The 21,035-nt window shown below is 71.9% G+C and carries 21 protein-coding genes; 8 read left to right on the plus strand and 13 right to left on the minus strand.

Annotation, left to right across the window (positions count from 1 at the left end):
- Positions 1 to 131 precede the first annotated feature (131 nt).
- Entirely contained in the window at positions 132 to 818 is a 687-nt protein-coding gene (locus tag ACFXKG_RS33870; protein WP_384847139.1) for a response regulator, read from the minus strand.
- Entirely contained in the window at positions 815 to 2,149 is a 1,335-nt protein-coding gene (locus tag ACFXKG_RS33875) for a sensor histidine kinase (protein ID WP_384847277.1), read from the minus strand. The genes ACFXKG_RS33870 and ACFXKG_RS33875 overlap by 4 nt, the downstream gene beginning before the upstream one ends.
- A 216-nt stretch (positions 2,150 to 2,365) precedes the next feature.
- On the opposite strand from ACFXKG_RS33875, the gene ACFXKG_RS33880 reads away from it, so the two are divergent.
- The 3 genes from ACFXKG_RS33880 to ACFXKG_RS33890 are packed head-to-tail and all read left to right on the plus strand — an operon-like array spanning position 2,366 to position 3,823.
- Positions 2,366 to 2,923, plus strand: coding sequence for a GNAT family N-acetyltransferase (locus ACFXKG_RS33880; RefSeq protein WP_384847141.1), 558 nt, complete (start codon positions 2,366 to 2,368; stop codon positions 2,921 to 2,923).
- Positions 2,924 to 2,943: 20 nt separating this feature from the next.
- A complete protein-coding gene (locus ACFXKG_RS33885) occupies positions 2,944 to 3,378 on the plus strand; it encodes a helix-turn-helix domain-containing protein (protein WP_384847143.1) in 435 nt (144 codons plus the stop codon).
- A 34-nt stretch (positions 3,379 to 3,412) separates the two neighbouring features.
- A complete protein-coding gene (locus tag ACFXKG_RS33890) occupies positions 3,413 to 3,823 on the plus strand; it encodes a VOC family protein (RefSeq protein WP_384847145.1) in 411 nt (136 codons plus the stop codon).
- Positions 3,824 to 3,870: 47 nt separating this feature from the next.
- On the opposite strand, the gene ACFXKG_RS33895 is transcribed toward ACFXKG_RS33890, so the two are convergent.
- The 6 genes from ACFXKG_RS33895 to ACFXKG_RS33920 form a co-directional block, all read right to left on the minus strand.
- The gene (locus ACFXKG_RS33895) at positions 3,871 to 5,568 is read right to left on the minus strand and encodes a type VI secretion protein (protein WP_384847147.1); all 1,698 of its coding nucleotides are present in this window, start codon (positions 5,566 to 5,568) and stop codon (positions 3,871 to 3,873) included.
- 1 nt (position 5,569) lies between these two features.
- On the minus strand, positions 5,570 to 7,054 hold the full coding sequence (locus tag ACFXKG_RS33900; protein WP_382895202.1) for an ATP-binding protein: 1,485 nt from the start codon (positions 7,052 to 7,054) through the stop codon (positions 5,570 to 5,572).
- 109 nt (positions 7,055 to 7,163) lie between these two features.
- On the minus strand, positions 7,164 to 8,717 hold the full coding sequence (locus ACFXKG_RS33905) for an SCO6880 family protein (RefSeq protein ID WP_384847149.1): 1,554 nt from the start codon (positions 8,715 to 8,717) through the stop codon (positions 7,164 to 7,166).
- A complete protein-coding gene (locus tag ACFXKG_RS33910; protein ID WP_384847151.1) occupies positions 8,714 to 10,066 on the minus strand; it encodes a hypothetical protein in 1,353 nt (450 codons plus the stop codon). The genes ACFXKG_RS33905 and ACFXKG_RS33910 overlap by 4 nt, the downstream gene beginning before the upstream one ends.
- Complete coding sequence (locus ACFXKG_RS33915; protein WP_384847153.1) at positions 10,056 to 10,919, minus strand: hypothetical protein; 864 nt, start codon at positions 10,917 to 10,919, stop codon at positions 10,056 to 10,058. Before ACFXKG_RS33915 ends, ACFXKG_RS33910 begins: the two co-directional genes overlap by 11 nt.
- A 201-nt stretch (positions 10,920 to 11,120) precedes the next feature.
- Complete coding sequence (locus ACFXKG_RS33920) at positions 11,121 to 11,429, minus strand: hypothetical protein (RefSeq protein ID WP_003985768.1); 309 nt, start codon at positions 11,427 to 11,429, stop codon at positions 11,121 to 11,123.
- A 440-nt stretch (positions 11,430 to 11,869) separates the two neighbouring features.
- Between ACFXKG_RS33920 and ACFXKG_RS33925 the strand changes: the two genes are divergently transcribed.
- Positions 11,870 to 12,898, plus strand: a complete 1,029-nt coding sequence (locus ACFXKG_RS33925) for an NlpC/P60 family protein (protein WP_384847280.1) — start codon at positions 11,870 to 11,872, stop codon at positions 12,896 to 12,898.
- 346 nt (positions 12,899 to 13,244) lie between these two features.
- Complete coding sequence (locus ACFXKG_RS33930) at positions 13,245 to 13,973, plus strand: phosphatase PAP2 family protein (protein ID WP_384847155.1); 729 nt, start codon at positions 13,245 to 13,247, stop codon at positions 13,971 to 13,973.
- 19 nt (positions 13,974 to 13,992) lie between these two features.
- Here the strand turns inward: ACFXKG_RS33930 and ACFXKG_RS33935 are convergent, their stop codons facing one another.
- The 4 genes from ACFXKG_RS33935 to ACFXKG_RS33950 all read right to left on the minus strand — a co-directional run bounded on the left by ACFXKG_RS33935 (position 13,993) and on the right by ACFXKG_RS33950 (position 17,959).
- Complete coding sequence (locus tag ACFXKG_RS33935) at positions 13,993 to 14,622, minus strand: sortase domain-bontaining protein (protein ID WP_384847157.1); 630 nt, start codon at positions 14,620 to 14,622, stop codon at positions 13,993 to 13,995.
- A gap of 71 nt (positions 14,623 to 14,693) precedes the next feature.
- Entirely contained in the window at positions 14,694 to 15,695 is a 1,002-nt protein-coding gene (locus tag ACFXKG_RS33940) for a hypothetical protein (protein ID WP_384847159.1), read from the minus strand.
- Positions 15,696 to 16,021: 326 nt separating this feature from the next.
- Positions 16,022 to 17,659 carry an FAD-binding oxidoreductase gene (locus ACFXKG_RS33945; RefSeq protein ID WP_384847161.1) on the minus strand — a complete coding sequence of 546 codons (1,638 nt, stop codon included), beginning with the start codon at positions 17,657 to 17,659 and terminating at the stop codon, positions 16,022 to 16,024.
- 81 nt (positions 17,660 to 17,740) lie between these two features.
- Positions 17,741 to 17,959, minus strand: a complete 219-nt coding sequence (locus ACFXKG_RS33950; protein ID WP_384847282.1) for a hypothetical protein — start codon at positions 17,957 to 17,959, stop codon at positions 17,741 to 17,743.
- A gap of 210 nt (positions 17,960 to 18,169) precedes the next feature.
- On the opposite strand from ACFXKG_RS33950, the gene ACFXKG_RS33955 reads away from it, so the two are divergent.
- Together ACFXKG_RS33955 and ACFXKG_RS33960 are read left to right on the plus strand one after the other, a co-directional pair.
- Positions 18,170 to 18,997 carry a hypothetical protein gene (locus ACFXKG_RS33955; RefSeq protein WP_384847162.1) on the plus strand — a complete coding sequence of 276 codons (828 nt, stop codon included), beginning with the start codon at positions 18,170 to 18,172 and terminating at the stop codon, positions 18,995 to 18,997.
- Between the two features lie 177 nt (positions 18,998 to 19,174).
- A complete protein-coding gene (locus ACFXKG_RS33960) occupies positions 19,175 to 19,414 on the plus strand; it encodes a hypothetical protein (RefSeq protein ID WP_365818955.1) in 240 nt (79 codons plus the stop codon).
- A 345-nt stretch (positions 19,415 to 19,759) separates the two neighbouring features.
- Here ACFXKG_RS33960 and ACFXKG_RS33965 read toward each other — a convergent pair whose 3' ends face one another.
- On the minus strand, positions 19,760 to 20,197 hold the full coding sequence (locus ACFXKG_RS33965; RefSeq protein WP_384847165.1) for a metal-sensitive transcriptional regulator: 438 nt from the start codon (positions 20,195 to 20,197) through the stop codon (positions 19,760 to 19,762).
- A gap of 216 nt (positions 20,198 to 20,413) precedes the next feature.
- On the opposite strand from ACFXKG_RS33965, the gene ACFXKG_RS33970 reads away from it, so the two are divergent.
- Entirely contained in the window at positions 20,414 to 21,034 is a 621-nt protein-coding gene (locus ACFXKG_RS33970; RefSeq protein ID WP_365818959.1) for a DUF47 family protein, read from the plus strand.
- Position 21,035 lies beyond the last annotated feature (1 nt).

Raw genomic sequence — 21,035 nt, forward strand, 5'->3', positions numbered from 1 at the left:
ACCCTGTGGGAGAGTAGGACGCCGCCGAACAATTATTGTGGGAATGCCCCGCACCGTATGGTGCGGGGCATTTCTGCGTTCAGGGGTCATGCAGGAGCCGTTTCCCGGTCCTGAGGTGTTTGTCGAGGTGCTTATTCCGGGGTCACCAGGCGGCTGTCGTATGCCAGGATCACCGCCTGGACGCGGTCTCGTGCGCCCGTCTTGGAGAGAATGCGGGAGATGTGCGTCTTCACCGTCGATTCGGCGAGATGGAAGCGCCCTGCGATTTCCTGGTTCGTCCAGCCCCGGCCGAGGGCGGTGAGGATTTCCTGCTCCCGATCGGTGAGCCGGGCCAGTTTGGGGTGGGGCGTGTCGTCGGCCGGCCCGGTGGCTGCCGGGGGTGTGCCGTCCGTGGGCAAGTGGTGCACGTACGCGTCCAGGAGACGGCGCGTCAGGCTCGGTGCGACCACGGCATCGCCGCTCGCGACCGCGCGGATCCCGGAGAGCAGTTCCTCCGGGAGGGCGTCCTTGACCAGGAATCCGCTGGCGCCGGCCCGTAGCCCCGCGTACGCGTACTCGTCCAGGTCGAACGTCGTCATGATGAGAATCCTGGTACGGCTGCCGGCAGCCACAATTCTGCGGGTGGCCTCGATGCCGTCCAGCCCCGGCATACGGATGTCCATCAGGACGACGTCCGGGTGCAGTTCCGCCGTGAGCCGCACCGCCTCCGCGCCGTTCCCCGCCTCGCCGAGGAGCGTCATGTCGTCCTGGCTCTCCAGGAGCATGCGGAACCCGAAGCGCTGCATGGGCTGGTCGTCGACGACGAGCACGGTGGTCACTGTTCTGTCGACCCTTTCCGGGGAGCGGAGGGAGGCGGGAGGGGGACCCTCGGGAGTCGGACGCGTACACGCCAGCCGTCGGCCGGGTGGGGCAGAGGGCCGGCCTCCAGTGTGCCGTCGTACAGGGCCGCACGCTCACGCATTCCGGTGATGCCCCGGCCCGTGGCGGACTCCCGCCGGGTGCGGGCCCTCGCGGCCCCGGAGTCCGTGATCGTCACCGTCACCCCGTCCGGTGCGTAGGACAGCTCCACCTCGGCCGTGAGGCCCTCTCCTCCGGAGGCCGTCCGGCCCGCGTGCTTGAGCGTGTTGGTGAGGGCCTCCTGCACCACCCGGTAGACCGCGAGCTGCTGCCCGGCAGGCAGCGCGCCGGGGACGTCGGCACGGCCTCGCACCGTCACATGTACGGGCAGCCCGGCGGCCCGTACGCCGTCGACCAGGTGGTCCAGATCGGCCAGTGCGGGCTGCGGCGTCAGTTCCGCGGTGGGGGGTTCGCGTAGTACGCCCAGGAGGCGGCGCAGTTCCGCGAGGGCCTGGCGGCTGGTCGTGCCGATGGCCTCCAGCGCTTCCACGGCGCGCTGCGGGTTCTTCCTCGCCGCGTACGAACCGCCGTCGGCGAGGCCTGTGATGACGGAGAGGTTGTGGCCGATGATGTCGTGCATCTCGCGTGCGATACGGGCGCGTTCGGTGGCGGCGGCGAGCCTGGCCTGCTGGTCGCGCTCGGCCTCCAGCCGCTGTGCCCGTTCGACGAGGGCCGCCGTGTACTCCTGGCGGCTGCGTACCGCCAGTCCCAGCAGCGCGCCGAGCACGAGGACGTTGACCCCCGGCACGATGTACTGGTTCCAACTGCCCGCCGTGTAACGGGCGAGAGCGGGGACGAACGGCACCAGCGCCACGGCGGCGGAACCGGCGAGCGTGCGGAGCGGGAGTCGCAGCGCGATGTTGTACAGGGTGACCGCCTGGAGGAATGACACCTGAAGGTGGGCGCCGCTCCACGTGTTGACCACGGCGAACGGCAGCATCACCAGCAGGACGGTGATCGGGTGGGTGCGCCGCCACAGCAGCGGTACGGAGAGGCCGAGACTCAGCGACACCACCAGCCACACCGGTGCATCGGGGTCGAGTGCGGTGCTCCGCCAGCCGCCCGAGGCATCGATGAACGCCGCCACCACGAGTACGGCGGTGAGATGGAGGTCCCAGACCAGGGGACGCCGCCGGTCGAAGCGCCGTATCCGGCCGGCGCACCGGTTCAGCCGGCCGGTCAGCGGCTGGGCGCCCGTCGACCAGCCCTGGTTCGGCACCCCTCGGCCGTGGGCCTGCCCGTCGTCGGCCATGTACTCCTCGTGTGGTGTGTGCACATCCGTACTTTCGTTGTCCTCGTGACGTCGACGGTAGGCGCTGGGTGCGCGCCGATCGTCGTACCGGGGGCGGGTGAGAAGGGAGCACGTAGTACCAGGGGAGGAGGGGGAGGGGGGAGGGGAAGGGAGGGAGGGGAGGCTGCTGGGGAAACCCTGTTGCGGGCGGGGCCGGGGCGCGCGGAGGATCGGTGCATGGACCACGTGATACGTGCGGTACGGCCCGGCGAATGGGCCAGGGCCAGGGAGCTCCGGCTCGACGCGCTCCGGGACCCGGCGGCGCCGGTGGCCTTTCTGGAGACGTACGAGCAGGCCGTGGAGTACCCCGACGCCGTCTGGCAGGAGCGGGCGACCGGCTTCTCGGCGCGGCGCGGGACCCGTTCCCTGGAGTTCGTCGCCGAGGCCCCGGACGGGAGCTGGTCGGGGTCGGTGGCCGTGCTGATCGAGGAGGCCGGGCGGGAGGACTTCTTCGGAGCCCGCGTCGAGCGGGACCAGGGGCAGCTCGTCGGCGTCTTCGTGCGGCCGGAGCACCGCGGCGGCGGGGTCATCGGGGCGCTGGTCGCGGCGGCGCTCGACTGGGCGTGGGCGCTGGAGGACCCGCGGCTCGCGCGCGTACGGCTCTACGTGAACGACGGGAACCCGCGGGCCGCGGCCGCGTACCGCAAGCTCGGCTTCGTACCGACGGGCGGGTACGTCCCGATGACGGGGGATCCCTCGGCGAAGGAGCTGGAGCTGGCGGTGGGGCGGCCCTGAGGGCGTGGTCTGATGGTGGGGTGAGCCGCGCCGCAGAAGAGACCAACCGCCGCATGCTGCGGGCCAGGGACGCGATGGACCGCTCCTACGCGCAGCCGCTGGACGTCCCGGCCCTGGCGAGGATCGCCCATGTGTCACCGGCGCACTTCACCCGCACCTTCCGGGCGACCTTCGGCGAGACGCCGCACCGCTACTTGCAGCGCCGTCGGGTCGAGCGTGCGATGTTCCTGCTGCGGGAGAGCGACCACAGCGTGACGGACATCTGCTTCGAGGTCGGCTTCGGCAGTCCGGGGACCTTCAGCCGTACGTTCCACGACATCGTCGGCCGGTCACCGCGGGATTACCGCAAGCAGGCGAGGGAGGCGGCGGCCGGGGACGTGGCGGCCGCCGCGGCGGCCGTGGGCGTACCGAACTGCTTCACCATGGCGTGGACGCGGCCGAGCACTTTTGGATAAGTTTTCGCCGGGATTGCCCACTACCGTGATGTGCATGTTCAACGCCATCACACACTCGCAGATCTACGTACTCGACCAGGACGAGGCCCTCGACTTCTACGTCGGCAAGCTCGGCCTCGAAGTCAATGCCGATGTCGACCTCGGCTTCATGCGCTGGCTCACGGTCAATGTCCCCGGCCACCCGGATCGCCAGGTCCTGCTGGAGAAGCCGGGGCCTCCGGCCATGTCAGAGGAGACGGCCGAGCAGGTCCGTGAGCTGGTCGCCAAGGGCGCGACGGGCGGCTCGCTGATCTTCAGCACGGACGACTGCCGCAAGACGTACGAGACGCTGCTGGCCCGGGGCGTCGAGTTCACGGAGGAGCCCACGGAGCGTCCTTACGGGATCGACTGCGGCCTCCGCGACCCCTTCGGCAACAGCATCCGCTTCACGCAGCCCGCCGGTTGACCCAGCCGGCCGGTTGACCCGGTCCGTCGGTCAACCGAGCCCGTCGGCTAACCGGCGCCCGGCAGTTCCCGTTGGGGCCAGCGGTCCTTGCCCTGCTGCCGGGAGCGCAGCAGGGCGAGCGTCGGCATGCCTCGGTCCTGGCCGGTGGCGAGCAGCTCCGGGACCAGGGGGAACGGGGCCACCGCGGCCACATCGTCCAGGACGAGGGACATTGGTGGGTCGAGCCGACCGTCAGATGACCGTGCGGCCATGCGGCGGCCGTGCTCGACCACGCTTGAGGTGAGTGCGGTGAGCAGCGGCATCGCACCCGGGCGGGCGCGGGGATCTTCGATCGGCTCGCCCACCACATAGAGCGTGCCCCCCTCGCTCACAAAAGAATCCAGCGCGAGGGCATCGGTTCTGTTCGGCGTGCAGGCGTCGCGGATGTGCACCGATGAGAGGGCGGAGAGTGCCCGGGCCGTCAACTGCTGGGCGACGTCGCGGCGTTCGGGGTGCGCGGTGAGCGCGGACTCCAGCAGTCCGGCGAGGCCGGAGGCCGCCTTGGGGTGCGAACGGAGGATCCGTACGGCTTCCTGGGCACCCCCGCCCTGCGCCCAGCGCAGCACCTGTTTCACCGGTCGCGTGTCCACGGCCGCAGCATGCAGCCAGCAGCGCAGGAGGGTCTCCGCCGTGTCGGCCATGGCGGCGTCGAGCAGTGCGCGCGGGCGTACGGGGGAGAGCAGGGCGGTCGCGCGGGCGGCGGCGACGGCGGGGTCCTCGCATCCGGCGGTGGGGGACCAGTGGAGCCGGTCGGGGGTGTCGCAGAGGTGGCCCGGGTCGTAGACGAGGACGGGGCCGAGCTTGGCGCGCGCGTCCTTGGTCTCGTCCCACACGGCGGGGGCGGAGGTGACGACGAGGGCGGGGCCCGCGGCGTCCAGGACCGCCTGGACGGCGGCGGGGCGCCGGGTGGCGGGGTCGCCGTACCGTACGCGCGGGGCGGGGGCGGACACCGTGGCGGGGGCGGGCGCTGGGGGTGATTCCTGGAGCGGGGCCGATGCGGGGTGCGGGGCAGGGGCAGGGGCCGGATCCTGGGGCTGACCGTGAACCGGTGCCGGGCCCGGTCTGCGCTGTGGGTCCTTGTTGAACGGGGCGTGCGGCGTGTCGTGCGCCGGCGGCGCGTGCTCCAGGGCGGGTTCCGGCGCCGACCCGTGGACGGGGTGGTGGGCCTGCGCGGGAGTCGGCGCCGGGGCCTGTCGGGGCACGACGTCCCGTGCGTACCGCGCGTTCTCCGGGTTCCGTCCGTCCTGTCCGTACGGTGCGTACCGTGCGTCCTCCGCGTCCCGTCCGTCGCGTGCGTCCTGCTCGTACCGCTGTTGCTCCTTGCGTCTCGCCCGTACCACCCGGTACCGCGCCGTCACCCCGAGCACGAACACCGTCAGAACGGTCAGCACCATGAGCTGGCTGATCAGCAGGCCCCAGAACAGCCCGTATCCCGACAGCTCCCCCGGCGGGGTCTCCGGCCAGGCGCCCGGGAGGTCGTGGGGCGCGGAGGCCAGTTCGCGCATGGCCATGGGCGTACGGACGAAGGTCACGCCCCGTGGCCAGGCGCCGTGGGTGAACAGTCCCGCCAGCCCCGTGGCCGTCCAGACCAGCAGCGTCAGCCCGAGCAGGAAGCCCAGCAGGCCCACCAGCAGTCCGTCGGGGATGCCGCCCTGGCCGCCCTGGCCGCCCGGTCCGGGCCGCTGCTCCTCCTGGTGGCGCGGCATGTCACGCCACCGTCGACTCGGAGGACTCGTTGTACTGCCGTTGCCGTTCGAGCAGGGCCGCCCGCTGTTCCGCCTCCCACTCCGCGGCCCGCATGTCCTCGTGCGGCTCGCGCGGTTCGTACGGAGCGGGTGGCAGCAGCCCGGCGCGCCGGGCCTGGGCCGCGTCGGCGGCGTCCGATGCCTCGGAGTTCTCGGTCATCGCCCGGTCGGTGAAGACCAGCGGCCGTTCCGCCTCCGTCACCAGGTGTTTGACGACCTGGACATTGCCGTTGACGTCCCAGACCGCGATGCCGGGGGTGAGCGTCGGGATGATCTCCACCGCCCAGCGGGGCAGGCCGAGGACCCGGCCCGTCGCTCTGGCCTCGTCGGCCTTCTGGGCGTAGATCGTCCGGGTCGACGCCATTTTGAGGATGGCCGCGGCCTCGCGGGCCGCCGCCCCGTCGACCACGTCGGAGAGGTGGTGGACCACCGCCACGAAGGAGAGGCCGAGCCGCCGGCCGAACTTCAGCAGTCGCTGGAATAGCTGGGCGACGAAGGGCGAGTTGATGATGTGCCAGGCTTCCTCGACGAGGAAGATGCGCTTCTTGCGGTCGGGGCGGATCCAGGTGTGTTCCAGCCAGACGCCGACGATCGCCATCAGGATCGGCATCGCGATCGAGTTGCGGTCGATGTGCGAGAGGTCGAAGACGATCAGCGGGGCGTCCAGGTCGATGCCGACGGTCGTCGGGCCGTCGAACATGCCGCGCAGGTCACCGTCGACCAGCCGGTCCAGGACCAGGGCGACGTCGAGGCCCCAGGCCCGTACGTCGTCCAGGTCGACGTTCATGGCCTGGGCGGACTCGGGTTCGGGGTGGCGCAGTTGCTCGACGATGTCCATCAGCACGGGCTGCCGTTCGACGATCGTCTCGTTGACGTAGGCGTGCGCGACCTTGAGGGCGAAGCCGGAGCGTTCGTCGAGGCCGTGGCCCATGGCGACTTCGATGATCGTACGGAGCAGGGCGAGCTGCCCGGTGGTGGTGATCGACGGGTCGAGCGGGTTGAGCCGGATGCCGTCGTCGAGGGCGGCCATCGCGTCGAGCCGGATGGGGGTTATGCCCAGTTCCTGGGCGATGAGGTTCCACTCGCCGGCGCCGTCCTCGCCCTGGGCGTCCAGGACGACGACCTGGCGGTCGCGGAAGCGGAGCTGGCGCAGGACGTAGGTCTTCTCCAGGGCCGACTTGCCGTTGCCGGACTCGCCGAGGACCAGCCAGTGCGGGGCGGGCAGTTGCTGTCCGTACAGCTGGAAGGGGTCGTAGATGTAGCCCTTGCCGCTGTAGACCTCACGGCCGATGATCACGCCCGAGTCGCCGAGGCCGGGGGCGGCGGTGGGCAGGTAGACGGCCTGGGCCTGGCCCGTCGACGTACGGACGGGCAGCCGGGTCGTCTCCACCTTCCCGAAGAGGAAGCTGGTGAAGGCTTCCGTGAGGACGGACAGCGGATCTCGCACCACAGGCCCCTTTCGACTCTTCCTACGGCGGGTACGGCGGATATGTGGATTTGGCGGGTACGGCGGTGAGGGATGCGGCGGCCGACGGTGTCAGCAGCGGCCGACGGTGTCAGCGGCGGATACCGGTCGCGAACGGCAGGGTGTTCACGAAGGCCCGGTGGTGCTCGCGGTCGCACCACTCCAGCTTCAGGTACGACTTGCCGGCCGAGGCTCTGATCGTCCGCTTGTCCCTGGCCAGGGCCTCGGGGGACCTGGACGACACGGTGATGTACCCGACGAGGTTGACCCCCGCCGCCCCGCTGGCGAGGTCCTCGCCCCGCTGGTCCAGCCGGCCGTGCGCGGCGATGTCGCGCGGGTCGACCGTGCGGTTCATCTTGGCGGCGCGGCTGGCTTCCGCGTCGTCGTTCGTCTTCTCCGTCAGCATCCGCTCGATGGCGATCTCGGTCGGTTCGAGGTCCATCGTGACCGAGACCGTACGGATCACATCGGGGGTGTGGACGAGCAGCGGCGCCAGGAAGTTGACGCCCACCGGGGTCATGGGCCACTCCTTGACCCAGGCGGTGGAGTGGCACCAGGGGGCGCGCGTCGACGACTCGCGGGTCTTGGCCTGGAGGTACGTCGGCTCCATGGCGTCCAGCTCGGCCGGCCAGGCGTTTCGTTTCGTCATGGCCTGGATGTGGTCGATGGGGTGGTCCGGGTCGTACATCGAGTGGACGAGCGAGGCGAGCCGTCCCTGGCCGAGGGGCTGCCGTACGCGGATGTCCGCCTCGGCGAGCCGGGCGCAGATGTCGGTCAGTTCGCGGGCCATGACGACGGCGAGGCCCGCGTCCCGGTCGAGCTTCTTCGTGCCGGCGGCCGTGCGGGCGGCGCGGGCCATGGCCTGGCCCTCGGCGGCCAGTTCGCGGGTGTAGTGCATGCAGGCGACGAGATACGCGCGGTGCTGCTCGCTGGAGGTGGAGACCATGGACTGGAGCTGGTCGTACGAGTCCTGGAGCCAGCCGGGTGAGTGGACGTCGCCGCGCTGGGCCACGTCCTTCTCGTGCGCGTCGGGGTCGGCGGGCAGCGTACGGGCGAGCATCTGGAGGCGGGTGACGAAGCCGTCGCCGTTGGCGACATGCTTGAGGAGGGTGCCGAAGCGGTCGACCAGGGCTTCCTGGTCCTCGCTGTCGCGCAGGCCGACGCCCGGGCCCTCGATCTCGATGGCGGCGGTGACGGTGCGCCGGTCGGCGTGGAGCAGGACGGCGATCTCGTCGGGGCCGAAGGGCGCGGCCAGCCAGTTGATCCGGCCGATGCCGGGCGGCGGGCCGACCTCGACCTCGCGGCCGTCGGCACGGGTGCCGGCCTCCATGGCGCCGGAGCGGTAGGCGGTGCCGTTGCGCAGGGTGCGCTTGAAGCTGCGGTTGATCTCGAACCACTTGTAGACCGTGCGCTGCTTGTACGGCATGTAGACGGCGGCGAGCGCGAGGAGCGGGAAGCCGGTCAGTGTCACGATCCGCAGGGACAGGACGGGCACGAGCAGGCCGCACATCATGCCGATGAACGCGCCGGCGATGATCAGGGCGATCTCGCCGGTCTCGCGGTTCTTGCCGACGATCGCGTTGGGCCTGGCGCGGCCGATGAGATACGTACGGCGGGGCGCCATCGGTTGGGACTGAGTCGTCAACGCCCTCCACCTCCAGTGCTGTTGTTGCCGGTACCGGTGCCGCGGGAGCCGCGTGCGCTGTGGGGGGTGGAGCTGGTGGGGCTGCTGCTGCGGGGCGGGGGCGTGGCGGAGGGGACCGGCCCGCCGCCTCCGCCTCCGGAGGTGCCGCGGGAGCTGTGCGCGGCGACGCCGCCGGAGACCGGGTTGGCGGGGCGTGCGCCCGCGCCGCCTCCGCCGTCGCCCTGGCCGCCGCGGCCGCTGTGGGTCTTGATGCCCTGCGAGACGAGGGCGGCGGGCGAGCTGATGAGGGCGGCGGCCTGGGAACCGTCGGTGGCCTGCTTGCGGTTGGTGCGGGCGGAGGCGATCTCGTCGCCGAAGCCGGGTACGAAGCGGTAGATCATCGCCGAGGCGAAGATCGCGAGGATGATGATGGCGAGGCCCGAGACGACGGCGGAGAGCGCGTCGGGGCCGCTGTCGGCGGAGAGCGCGCCGGCCAGGGCGAGGACGATCACGATCACCGGCTTGACCATGATGACGGCGATCATGATCCCGGCCCAGCGGCGGACGTGTCCCCACATGTTCTTGTCGACGAGCCCGGCGTAGACGACGGTGCCGAGGAGCGCGCCGACGTACAGGAGGGCCGCCCGGATGACCAGCTCCAGCCAGAGGACACCGGCGGCGAGGATCGACACGAGCGAGACGACGATCAGCATGATCGGTCCGCCGCCTATGTCGTTGCCCTTCTTGAGGGCTTCGGAGAAGCCGCCGAAGAAGACGTCCGTCTGGCCGCCGCTGGAGGTGGAGATGATCTCGGTGACGCTGTCGGTGGCGGAGACGACGGTGTAGAGGATGAGCGGGGTGAACGCCGAGGCGAGGACCGTCAGCCAGAGGAAGCCGATGGCCTCGGAGAGCGCGGTGGTGAGGGGGACGCCCCGGATGGCTCGCTTGGCGACGGCGAGGAGCCAGAGGACGAGCGTGAGGACGGTGGAGGCGGCGAAGACGACGGCGTACTGGCGGAGGAAGGAGGCGTTGGTGAAGTCGACGTTGGCGGTCTCTTTGACGGCGTCGCTGAGCTTCCCGACGATCCAGGCGGCGGCGTCGGCGCAGCCGCGGGCGAGGGAGGCGAGGGGGTCGAGGGCGTCGGTGACGCTGGGCGTACCGCTGCCGGAGACGCCGGAGTCGCCGCTCTCGCAGTACTGCTTGCTGAGTCCGGACAGCGCCTCGCAGTCGACGTTGTCGTCGCTCGGCGTGGGAGTCGGGGTCGGGGTCGGTGCCGCCGCCGCGCGCGCGGCGAACAGGAGAAGTGCCGTTTGAAGGCCCGCCAGTACGGTGACGACGGAGCGGACGCGGCGCCGGGAGCTACCTGGCATAGGTGAAGCCTCCGTACTGCTCGACAGCCTTGCTCATCTCGTCCGCCGTGGACGCCGCGACGTCGCCGGGCACCGGCGCCGGGCCGTCCTTCTGCGAGTCCGCGACGATCTTCCAGTCGTCGCCCACCCACTTGAGCTCGAAGGTGCCCGTCTGCCAGGTCGTACGCACGGGGTCCGTGGAGTCGGGGCCCGACATCCCGATCAGGCCCGTGTACCAGACCGATACCTTCGCCGTGTCCCCCGCCATGGTCTCGACCTTCGTCCCCACGGGGATCGTCCGGGAGATGAAGTCGCTGCCCTGCGGGGGGTTGCCGTCGGCGTCCAGGCCCAGTTTGCTCAGGAACTCCGTGGAGTACGCGCGGTCCTGCGGCCCCTTCAGGCCGGCCGCCGCCTCGGGGGTGTAGACGCTGTCGACGATGGTGTGGCGGCTGTCCTGGTGGAACATGCCGTTCGAGCCCAGGACCACCGCGTAGTTCGCCGCCGCGCTCGCCGCGCCCTGTTCGTTCTTGGCGAAGCCCGACGGGATCGTTCCGTTCTTGCCCGTCACCGGTTTCACGCCGGTCGCCGCCGTCGGGTCGGCGCCCGCGCCCGCCGCGCCCTTGGTGCCGTTGCCGTTGCTGCCGGTGTTGCCGCTGCCGCCGCGGTTCACGAACGCGATGGCGGCGATGAGCAGGACGACGACGCCCACCACGGTGACGAGGGAGCGCGAGGTCCGGGCCGGGCGGCGCGGGCCGCCGTAGGGGTCGGTGCCTCTGCCGTCGGGCAGGCGGGTACGGGTCTGGCCCGAGCCGCCGAAGCCGTCGCCCTTACGGCCCGGGTCGCCGCCGTAGCCGTGCTCGTCGCCGAAGCTCATGCCGGGTACGCTCCCTCAGCCGTGTGCGATTCCGCGTAGTACGACGGTAGCCGTGCTGGTTCCCGCGCGGGCGCGGTGTGGTGACTCGACATCAGGGTGACGCAACCTCAGCGGGTGGATGCGAAGGACAGGTGGGGTCGAGGGGTGGACGGGGGATAGGAGGGGCAGAGGGAGGGCTGGGCCGGGCGAGGCGGGTCCGCGTCAGACGGCCATGCCGTACACGATGGTGAAGAGCGTGCCCAGCGAGCCGATGATGAAGACACCGGTCAGCCCGGCGACGATCAGGCCCTTGCCCTGCTCGGCGCTGAACGTGTCCCGGAGCGCCGTCGCCCCGATCCGCTGCTTCGCCGCGCCCCAGATCGCGATACCGAGGCAGAGAAGGATGGCCACGGCCATCACGACCTCGATCATGACTCGGGCCTCGTTGCCCAGTGTCCCGAAGGGCCCCCAGTTGGGCGCGATGCCACCGATGATGGTGGTGATGTCGCCCTTTTCGGCCGCCAGGTACATGTAACTCACCGCCCCTGTTGGGTCATTCACGCCCGTGCCCCATGACACGGGTCACGCTCTATCTTCGCTGATGGAACGGGCCACGTATGCCGGTTGGCGGCTCTCTTTACCCGATCCCCGCACAGATGACCGACCCGGGGCGCTGACCTGCCACGGATCGGAGAATGCGCGGACGCGTATGGTTGCTCTGTTGGTTACTCTGTGTATCACGGGGCGTGACTCCGGGCAATGACTGTCGTTGATACACCTTTATGGCCTCGGTCACCCTGGCTCGATCTCCCCGTCCCGATCTCCGCTCGCTCCTCGCGGGCAAGGGGCCCGGCCGTGCGGCGCCGTGCGCCCCCTGTGTCCTCATGTCCTCGGAGTGCACCCCCTGCGGGGTGGGCCTCCCGCCTACACTGGCCAATCGGCAGTGGCCCTGAGGCGGAGGGTGGGTGACGGTGCGTAAGGCATGGCTGGTCGTGGCCGGCGTGGGCGGACTGTCGACGTCGTTCGTCGCGCTGCTCGTCGTGGGGACCTACTCCGCCGCCGCCGGACTCGTCGGGGGTACGGCCGGGGGCGGCCGGGCCGTGGGGCTGGCCAAGGGGGCCGTTCCGGCGGCGTACCAGAACACCGTGTCGACCTGGGGCAACCTCTGCCCCGCCATCAATCCCGCCCTGCTCGCCGCGCAGTTGTACCAGGAGAGCGGGTGGAACCCGAGAGCCCAGAGCCCGGCGAACGCCAAGGGCATCGGGCAGTTCATCCCCGGCACGTGGGAGGCCCACGGGATCGACGGGAACAAGGACGGCGTCCGGGACATCTGGAACCCGGAGGACGCGATACCCTCCGCCGCCTCGTACGACTGCGAGCTCGCCAAGTACGTGAAGGACGTGCCCGGCGACCCGACCAGCAACATGCTCGCGGCGTACAACGCCGGGGCGTACGCGGTCATCAAGTACCAGGGCGTCCCGCCGTACCGGGAGACCCAGAACTACGTCAAGATCATTCGTACGCTGGAGAAGAGCTTCGCCCGGCCCGTGGGACGCGTCGAGCCGTCGAAGCAGGCCGCCGCGGCCATCTACTTCGCGCAGCAGAGGCTCGGCACGCCCTACCTGTGGGGCGGGAACGGGACCGCCGACCAAGGAGGGCGGTTCGACTGCTCGGGGCTGACCCAGGCGGCGTACCGGACCGTGGGGATCGAGCTGCCCCGGGTGGCCAACGACCAGTACAACGCGGGCAAGCATCCCTCGCGCGACGAGCTGCTGCCCGGGGACCTCGTCTTCTTCTCGGACGATCTCACCGACTCGCGGGCCATCCGGCACGTCGGGCTCTACGTGGGGGGCGGGTACATGATCAACGCGCCGTACACCGGTGCCGTGATCCGGTTCGACAAGATCGACACCCCGGATTACTTCGGGGCGACCAGAGTTACCGAGGACGGCGCGAAATCGCTCCCGACCGATCTGCCGGGGAGCCGGCCGGAGAGCTGAACCGGGCCGCACAGCCGCCTGCGCGGACCGGGTACGGAGCGGATGTGAGCCGGACGCGAGCCGTGCGTGAACCGGCCGATTGGCCGGAAGTGGTTGTCCTCAGCCGTCCCGGAACGGCGCTGAGCTGCGACTTTGTGTCACTCTTCGATAACGTCATGGTGATCGTTCGGTAGAGACCGGAACGGCGGCGGTGTGTGGGCCGTTCCCTGGACGAGAGCTGCGGTACTGATCACTTCGATCACGCGGCAGGTCGCGCGGCGATTCCGTACCGACCACGGGGGTTGGCGGAAGCGGCGCACCCGGAGGTGCGCCGTGGCGGGCTACAAGGCTTAAGGGGCCGCAGCAGATGGCTGGACTCGTACTGGACGGATCGAACCCCGATGTCGGTCTGCTCTACGACATCAACGGACTGGCCAAGGACGCCCCGTCCTGGTTCGACCGCGTCATGGGGTTCACCGGCGAGTACGGGATCATGCTCGCGCTCGTCCTCGTCGCGCTCTGGTGCTGGTGGAGCGTGCGCGGGCGCGGCTCCGCCGAGGACTCGGTCACGGCCGTCGCCGGGCTGGTCTGGGCGCCGCTCGCCGCGGGGATCGCGCTGCTGGTCAACATCCCGATCCGCGGGTTCGTGGAACGGCCACGCCCGTTCGTCGACCACAGAGGCCTTGAAGTCCTCGTCACGGGCAAGACGGACTACTCGTTCGTCAGCGATCACGCCACGATGGCGATGGCCATCGGCGTCGGGGTCTTCATCGCCCACCGGAAGTTCGGTCTGGTCGCCATCGGCCTGGCCCTCCTCGAAGGCTTCTGCCGCGTCTACATGGGCGTCCACTACCCGACCGACGTGATCGGCGGCTTCGCCCTCGGCACGGCCGTCGCCCTGCTCCTCACCCCGCTCGCGCTCGCCCTGCTGACACCGCTGGTCTCGGCGGTCTCCCGCTCGGAGCGGCTCGGCCCGCTCGTACGGTCGCGGCGGGCGCGCGAGGCGGACCGTACGGCGGGCGCCGAAGCGGTCGGCGGTACGCGGCCCCTGGGCATCCCGGAGCAGCGCCCCGACGACAACAACCTGGCCGCCTGAGCCGCCCGTTGCGGAGCGCCTACCGGACCGCCGCCGCGCTGACCACCACGTTCGAGTCCCAGTGGCCGTTCGCGTCGATGACGCCGCCGCAGGTGATCAGCCGCAGCTGCGGGTCGGGCACCGGACCGTAGACCCGCTCCGTCGGGAACCGCCTCGTCGGGTACGTGTCGACCGCCGTCACCCGGAACGGCTGCCGCGTGCCGTCGCCCGACTCCGTCTCGATCAGATCGCCCAGGTGCAGCCGGCCCAGCTTGGCGAAGACCGCGTTCTTGATGTCGTCCCGGCCGTTGCGGACCGGGACGGTGCCCGGGTTGGCCGGGGCGTCCCGGTGGCCGACCAGCACGGCGGGGCCCGGCTCGCCCGGGCGCGGTCCCGCCGCGTACCAGCCGACCTTCATCGCGTGCCGGAAGCTCGGCGGGTCCAGCGTGCCCTCCGGGGCGAGGGCGAGCGGCTGGATCGCGGCGGCGACGCCGAGCGCCGGGATCCGCAGCCGTACGGGCGCGGAGGGCGGATCCGTGACCTGGACGAGCCGGGGCTCCCTGACCGCGGCCGGCGGGGGCGGTGCGGTGGGGCGGCCGGCCGTCAGGTGCAGCAGTACGGCGGTGGCCGCGCCCAGCACCGCGACGGTGAGCAGGGTGCGTATCGCCACGTCCGAGGGAGTGGTGGTGGCGGGGCCGGAGGCCGAGGCGGGCGTGCCCTTCGCCCGCCTCGCCCGTCCGGTCAGGGTTCCCCGCCCGTCGAGCGGCGCTGGAGGCGGCGTACCACCAGGATCGTGCCCGCGAAGGCGGCGGCGGTGGCGCCGATGGCGAGGGACACCTCGGCGACCTGGTCACGGCCGGAGCGGCCCGTGTCCGCGGCGGCCACCGGGTGGTCGGCCCCGCCGCGTGCCGCGCCGGACGGGGTGACCCGGAGCGCCCCTACGGACGGGAGGCCGGTGGCGGAGGTGTTGCGGGTGGCGGAGGTGTTCCGAGTTGCGGATGCCTGGGGAATCGCCGATGTCCTCGGTGTGACGGGAGTTCGGGGAGTGACCGGAGCCTGGGGAGTCACCGCGGTTCTCGGCGCGGTCGTGGACTTCCTGGGCGCCGGAGGTGTGCGCGGGGGCGTGGGCGGGGGCGTGGTGGTCGGGGGTCTCGCCCTCGACGTGGCCGAGATCGTCCCGGCCGTCGACGGTTTCGGTGAGTTCGACGGTTTCGCTGAGGCCGCCGGCCTCGCCGGTGCCGGCCGCCTCGGTGACGCCGACGCGCCCGCGCCGGCCGTCGCCGTCAGGGCGGTGCCGTCCGGGGCGACCAGGCTGAAGCCCGGAATGTGCTGTCCGCGCGGCCGGTTGGGCCGGTCGTTCTTGTAGTAGTACAGCGGGTGGTTGTTGTAGACGACCTGCGGCCGGCCGCTGTTCGCCGCGCGCAGCAGGGTCCGGGAGGTCGTGCCCATGACGCCGCGCGCCTTGGCGGGGAAGCCCGTCGCCGCGGGCCAGGTCCTGGCGCACTCGCCCATGCACGGCGGGGCGTCCGGCCGGTCCGCCGTCCGGATGTAGAGCGGGTTGCCCGCCCGGTCGGCCAGTGCCGGGCCCGCCGCGGTGTCGATGAGCGTCAGCTCGCCCGGATCGGTGGGCCGGTCCACGGCCGACGCGGCGCCGGCGCCGGGCGCGAGGAGGAGCAGGGTGGTGGCGGTGCCGAGTACGGCTATCCGGAGTCCGGTTCCGGGGCGGTTTCCGGGTCGGTGCATGAGTACGCCCTTGCGGTCGATGGCCTGGCGGGGAACCCGGCGGTGCGGGTCTGGTACCAGGTCATCGCCGGGCGTACCGGGGGGCCACCGCGGTGGGCCGTACGGCCTAGACGAGTAAGCCCGCGGTAGCGCACGGCCCGCGTCCGTCGGCCCCGTCCGTCGGGGCCGACTGTTCCCCCGGGCCGGGGACGATCCGACGGCCGCTCCCGCGCAAGCCGCTCCCGCGCAAGCCGCTCCCGCGCAAGCCGCTCCCGCGCAAGCCGCTCCCGCGCAAGCCGCTCCCGCGCAAGCCGCTCCCGCGCCGGTCGGCCCTTCGGAGGCCGGCGCTACAGCGCCTGAGGGAAGTCGAAGAGCCGGTCCGGGTCGTACTGCCGCTTCAGCCTGCTCAGCCGGTCCGCCGCCGTTCCGTAGTAGGCGGTGCGCCAGTCGGTCAGGGTGGCGTCGACGTAGTTCTGGTAGGCCGCGCCCGACGCGTACCTGCGCATCGACCCATGGGCGTTTTTCAGCCAGGCCTGCTGCTGCGTTCCCTCGATGCCGGGATGCCACGCGCCTATGTACTGGGCGAGCATCCGCGAGCGCCGGTGGACGAAGGCCGTCGCCGCCGGATCGACGCGGTTGACCGCCCCGCCGAGCGCGGTGAGCGCGACCGAACCGCCGCCGCCCTGGGCCGCCGGGAGCCGGGTGAACCCCTCGACCGCCGTGGTGAGCGCGCGCCGTCCCGCAGCGGACAGGGAGCCGTCGAAGAAGTCGGAGGCGGCCGCGTACGTCTCGCGCCCCAGCGCGCCCCGGGGGTCGCGGCCCGGGGTCGTACCGGGCAGCCTGCACTGCTCCTCCGGGTAGTCGGCGCAGCCCGCGTAGCCGCGCATCGCCTCCTCGTAGCCGCGGCGGCGTACGGAGACGGAGCGCGCGGAGCCGGGGCCGCCGGGGCCGTCGGCGAGGCGGTCGATGGCGTTCTTGAGGTCCTGCTCGGTGCCGAGGGAGAGGACGGCGAGCGAGACGGTGGGCGTGCTGCCGCCGGGGCCCGCCGCGAGATGGAGCGCGGACCAGATCTCGTCCGGCTGCTCGGGCCCCCACTTCTGCCAGGCGGCGAGCAGCGTGTCCGCCTTCGACCAGGGCCAGCTCGCGTCCGCGACGACCACCTCGGGCGCCGGGTGCGTACGGAAACGCAGCTCGGTGACGATGCCGAAGTTCCCGTTGCCGGCGCCGCGCAGCGCCCAGAAGAGGTCCTGGTTCCGCTGCGCGTCGGCGGTCAGCCGCCGGCCGTCGGCCGTGACGACGGTCGCGGAGAGCAGGCTGTCGCAGGTGAGGCCGTACGCCCGGGAGGTGACGCCGTGACCGCCGCCCAGGGTGAGCCCGGCGATGCCGACCGTGGGGCAGGAGCCGGCGGGGATCGTACGGCCGCGGGCGGCGAGGGCGCGGTAGACGGCGGAGAGCCGGGCGCCCGCGCCGATCCGGGTCTCCGTGCCCGCGTACGAGAGGGAGTCGAGCTTCGACACGTCGATGACGAGCCGGCCGTTGCCGCTGGACCAGCCCGCGTACGAGTGGCCGCCGCCGCGGATCGAGACGGGTGTACGGTGCGTGCGCGCGAAGGCGAGGCACTCGCGGATGTCGTCCTCGCCGGCGGCATAGGCGACGGCGGCGGGCTTCAGGCGGTCGTAGCGGGTGTTGTAGAGCTGCCGGGCCGTGGCGTACTCGGCGTCGCCGGGCCGGACGAGGTCGCCGGCGAGCCCCCGTGCGAGGGCGTCCCAGCGCGGTGACGCCGAGGCGGCGGCCGCGGTGGAGTCCGGAGCGGAGGACGTGCCCCTGCCCGGCGCCTTGCCGGAGTCGGCGCCACCGCTCCCGGCTCCCGTACCGCTCTGCCCGCCGCCTCCGGTTCCGCTCTCCGTACCGCTTCCCGGGCCGGAGCAGGCCGTGGCGGTGGCCGCCAGTCCGGCCCCGGCGGCGAGCAGTGTGCGCCGTTCCATCTGTGCCCTCCCCATGACGACGTCCCGGTGTACGGGACGGTCCACGGGGTGCGGCGGGTTCCACCGGGCGTGGCCGGGCGGTCAGCGGGGGGCTGTCCCGGCGTGGTCGTCGGAGTGGCTGTCGGCGTGGTTGTCGGCGTGGTTGTCGGCGTCGGCGCGGGCACGGTCGCGGGCTCTTCGGGCCGGGCCCGACCAGCCGCAGGTGCAGCGCGCCAGACAGAACGACCCGCGTTCGACGGTCGTGGCCGTATGCGCCGCGGCGGTGACGGGCGCGGGGGGCGTGGGGGACGCCGGGGGTATGGGGCGGAGGGTGGTGGGGGGTTCGGAGACGTCCTGCTCGCTCACCACTCCACCGTACCGGTGAGTTCGCGTCCCGTGACCGGCGCGGCGTGACAGGGAACGGAGTGGTGGGGAACGGCGTGACGAGTCACGGCGGGCGTCGTTATCCGGGTTATCCGGAACGGGCGGGCCGCGGACGGGCGCCGGTCACGCGTTGGGGGTTGGCAGGCGATGGTGGTGCGGCAGCACGGGCACAGAGGGGCGGCGTTCGCCGCCATGGCCGTGGCGGGGGTCGTGGCCACCGCCGGCGGCTGTGCCGGGCCGGGCGGCGCGGCCGCCGACGACCGGCCGGGCAGCGACCCCGGGGCGGTGCGGAAGGCGGCCGACGTGCTGCGTGCCTCGGGCAGTTCCAAGGCCCGTACGTCCATGGAGATGGCGGCCGGCGGGACCCGGGTGACCATCAGGGGCGAGGGCGGATACGACTTCGGCCGGCGGATGGGGCGGCTGCGGGTCCTGCTGCCCGGTGACGCCGCGGGCACCAGCGAGCACCGGCCGATCACCGAACTCCTCTCGCCGGGCGTGCTGTACATGAAGAACCGCGGCGCCGGGGTGCCCGCCGACAAGTGGGTCCGGGTGGACTCGACGGCCCTGGAGGACGGGAATCTGGTCACCGGCGGGGTGACGGACCCGCTCATCTCCACCGAACTGCTGCGCGCCGCCCGGGATGTGACCTTCGTCGCGGAGCAGGACCTGGCCGGGGTACGGGTCTGGCACTACCGGGGGGTCACGGAGCTCGGCCGGGCGGCGAGGACGGCGTCGGCGGACGTGCGCGGGGCGCTGGCCGCGGCGGCGAAAGGGTTCGGCGAGGACGCGGTGCCGTTCGACGCGTATCTGGACGAGGAGGGGCGGCCGCGCAAGGTCAGGCTCCGCTTCAGCTATCTCAACCAGGGGCACCCGGTCGAGGTCGCCTCGACGACGCTGCTCTACGCGTTCGGTGAGCGGGTCGCGGTGACGCTGCCGCCGGAGGACGACATCTTCACCGGAGAGATCAAGACCTGAGCGAGCGGCTTTCGTTCGGCCCCTCGGACGGCGCGGCAAGATCAGATCAAGCCGTAACCGGGGAGGACCAAGCCGGAAATGGTCCGGACGTGCCATGCGCGGTGTGTATCACCCTCCCTACGCTAGGAAGCCGAGACCGGCGGGACCGGACGGACCGGCAGGAAGAGGTGAGGGCACGTGGCTCTGGTGCGTACGCCGCCCGTTCACGACCATGTGGCCCTCGCCGAGATCGAGTGGTGCGGCGAGCTGATGATCGCGGCGTCCGCCACGGACGGGGAACGGCTCAGCCCGGACCGCATCGACGAGGTGCTGAACGTACGGGCCGAGCGCCCCGCACCCCGGACCGAGCGCCCCGCGCAGCCGCGCCACCCGCAGCCGCCGAGGGCCCCCCGCCGCCGGGAGTCCTGTCCGGAGTGAGGCCCGGCAACCGGGGCGGGTGACGTCCGGGGCGCCGGGGCAGGCGCGGAGGCGGGGCGGGCCCCGGTACGGAAGCGGGTCAGGTGCGGAGGCGGGGCGGGCCCGGTACGGAAGCGGGTCAGGTGCGGAGGCGGGGCGGCCCGGCGCCGGAGGCCGACCGGGCGCGGCAGCCGGACCGAAGTGCGGCAGCCGGGCCGGGCGCGGCAGCCGGGTCAGCCCGGCGCGGAAGCGGACCGGGCGCGGTAGCCCGGGCACGTGCGGCGGCCGAGGCAGGTGCGGCAGCCCGGGTCGGGCGCGGCGGCCGGGGCAGCCCGGCGCGGACGCGGACCAGGTGCGGCGGTCGGGTCAGGTGCGGAGGAGCCGGGCGATCGCCTTCGTCGCCTCCTCCACCTTCGCGTCGACCTCGTCACCGCCCTTGAGGGCGGCGTCGGCCACGCAGTGCCGCAGGTGCTCCTCCAGGAGCTGGAGCGCGAAGGACTGGAGCGCCTTCGTCGACGCGGAGACCTGCGTGAGTATGTCGATGCAGTAGACGTCCTCGTCGACCAGGCGCTGGAGCCCCCGGATCTGGCCCTCGATCCGGCGCAGCCGCTTGAGGTGCTCGGCCTTCTGGTGGTGGTAGCCGTGCACCCCGCGGTCATGGTCGGTTTCGGTCACGGCCGGTGCGCCGGCCGGGTCCGTGGCCGCCGCCGCGGATGTGCTGCCCATCGTGTCCGTCGCTTTCGTCACGTTCGTCACGGAGGGCGCGTCGCCCGTCGCCGCGCCGGCCGCCTCTGTGGTCGTCATCGCGTCCTCCTGCTGGTGTTCTGTGCGCTCCGTGCGCGTTGCCCGAAAAGGGGGATATACCCCACGTGGGTATATCCTACCCGTCTGTGAGCCTTGGGGCAGGGCCCTGTGCTCATCTCCTTGACCCATGAGTGACACTGGTATGCCGGTTAGCTGTGGCCGGATGATGCGCCTAGCATCACCTCTGACCGAATCCATGTAACCCGAGGACCCCACGTGCGATTTCGTCTGACCCCCAGGGAGACGAGCTTCTACGACATGTTTGCCGCGTCCGCGGACAACATCGTCACGGGCTCCAAGCTCCTGATGGAACTCCTCGGTGCGGATTCCTCCGCCCGGGCCGAGATCGCGGAGCGGATGAGGGCAGCGGAGCACGCGGGCGACGACGCCACTCACGCGATCTTCCATCAGCTCAACTCCTCCTTCATCACACCGTTCGACCGCGAGGACATCTACAGCCTGGCGTCCCAGCTCGACGACATCATGGATTACATGGAGGAGGCCGTCGACCTGGTCGTCCTGTACAACGTCGAAGAGCTTCCCAAGGGCGTCGAGCAGCAGATCGAGGTGCTCGCGCGCGCCGCCGAACTGACCGCCGAGGCCATGCCGCACCTGCGGACGATGAACAACCTCACCGAGTACTGGATCGAGGTCAACCGGCTGGAGAACCAGGCCGACCAGATCCACCGCAAGCTGCTGGCCCACCTCTTCAACGGTAAGTACGACGCGATGGAGGTGCTCAAGCTCAAGCAGATCGTCGACGTGCTCGAAGAGGCCGCCGACGCGTTCGAGCACGTCGCGAACACGGTGGAGACCATCGCGGTCAAGGAGTCCTGAA

The sequence above is a fragment of the Streptomyces sp. NPDC059255 genome (assembly GCF_042752355.1).
Classification (GTDB): domain Bacteria; phylum Actinomycetota; class Actinomycetes; order Streptomycetales; family Streptomycetaceae; genus Streptomyces.

Excerpts from the sequence above, each read along its gene's own strand:
- ACFXKG_RS33875 (WP_384847277.1), bottom strand. The coding sequence starts at position 2,149 with ATGGCCGACGACGGGCAGGCCCACGGCCGAGGGGTGCCGAACCAGGGC.
- ACFXKG_RS33920 (WP_003985768.1), bottom strand. The coding sequence starts at position 11,429 with ATGTACCTGGCGGCCGAAAAGGGCGACATCACCACCATCATCGGTGGC.
- ACFXKG_RS33880 (WP_384847141.1), top strand. The coding sequence starts at position 2,366 with ATGGACCACGTGATACGTGCGGTACGGCCCGGCGAATGGGCCAGGGCC.
- ACFXKG_RS33930 (WP_384847155.1), top strand. The coding sequence starts at position 13,245 with ATGGCTGGACTCGTACTGGACGGATCGAACCCCGATGTCGGTCTGCTC.
- ACFXKG_RS33965 (WP_384847165.1), bottom strand. The coding sequence starts at position 20,197 with ATGACGACCACAGAGGCGGCCGGCGCGGCGACGGGCGACGCGCCCTCC.
- ACFXKG_RS33915 (WP_384847153.1), bottom strand. The coding sequence starts at position 10,919 with ATGAGCTTCGGCGACGAGCACGGCTACGGCGGCGACCCGGGCCGTAAG.
- ACFXKG_RS33910 (WP_384847151.1), bottom strand. The coding sequence starts at position 10,066 with ATGCCAGGTAGCTCCCGGCGCCGCGTCCGCTCCGTCGTCACCGTACTG.
- ACFXKG_RS33895 (WP_384847147.1), bottom strand. The coding sequence starts at position 5,568 with ATGCCGCGCCACCAGGAGGAGCAGCGGCCCGGACCGGGCGGCCAGGGC.
- ACFXKG_RS33955 (WP_384847162.1), top strand. The coding sequence starts at position 18,170 with ATGGTGGTGCGGCAGCACGGGCACAGAGGGGCGGCGTTCGCCGCCATG.
- ACFXKG_RS33945 (WP_384847161.1), bottom strand. The coding sequence starts at position 17,659 with ATGGAACGGCGCACACTGCTCGCCGCCGGGGCCGGACTGGCGGCCACC.
- ACFXKG_RS33940 (WP_384847159.1), bottom strand. The coding sequence starts at position 15,695 with ATGCACCGACCCGGAAACCGCCCCGGAACCGGACTCCGGATAGCCGTA.
- ACFXKG_RS33890 (WP_384847145.1), top strand. The coding sequence starts at position 3,413 with ATGTTCAACGCCATCACACACTCGCAGATCTACGTACTCGACCAGGAC.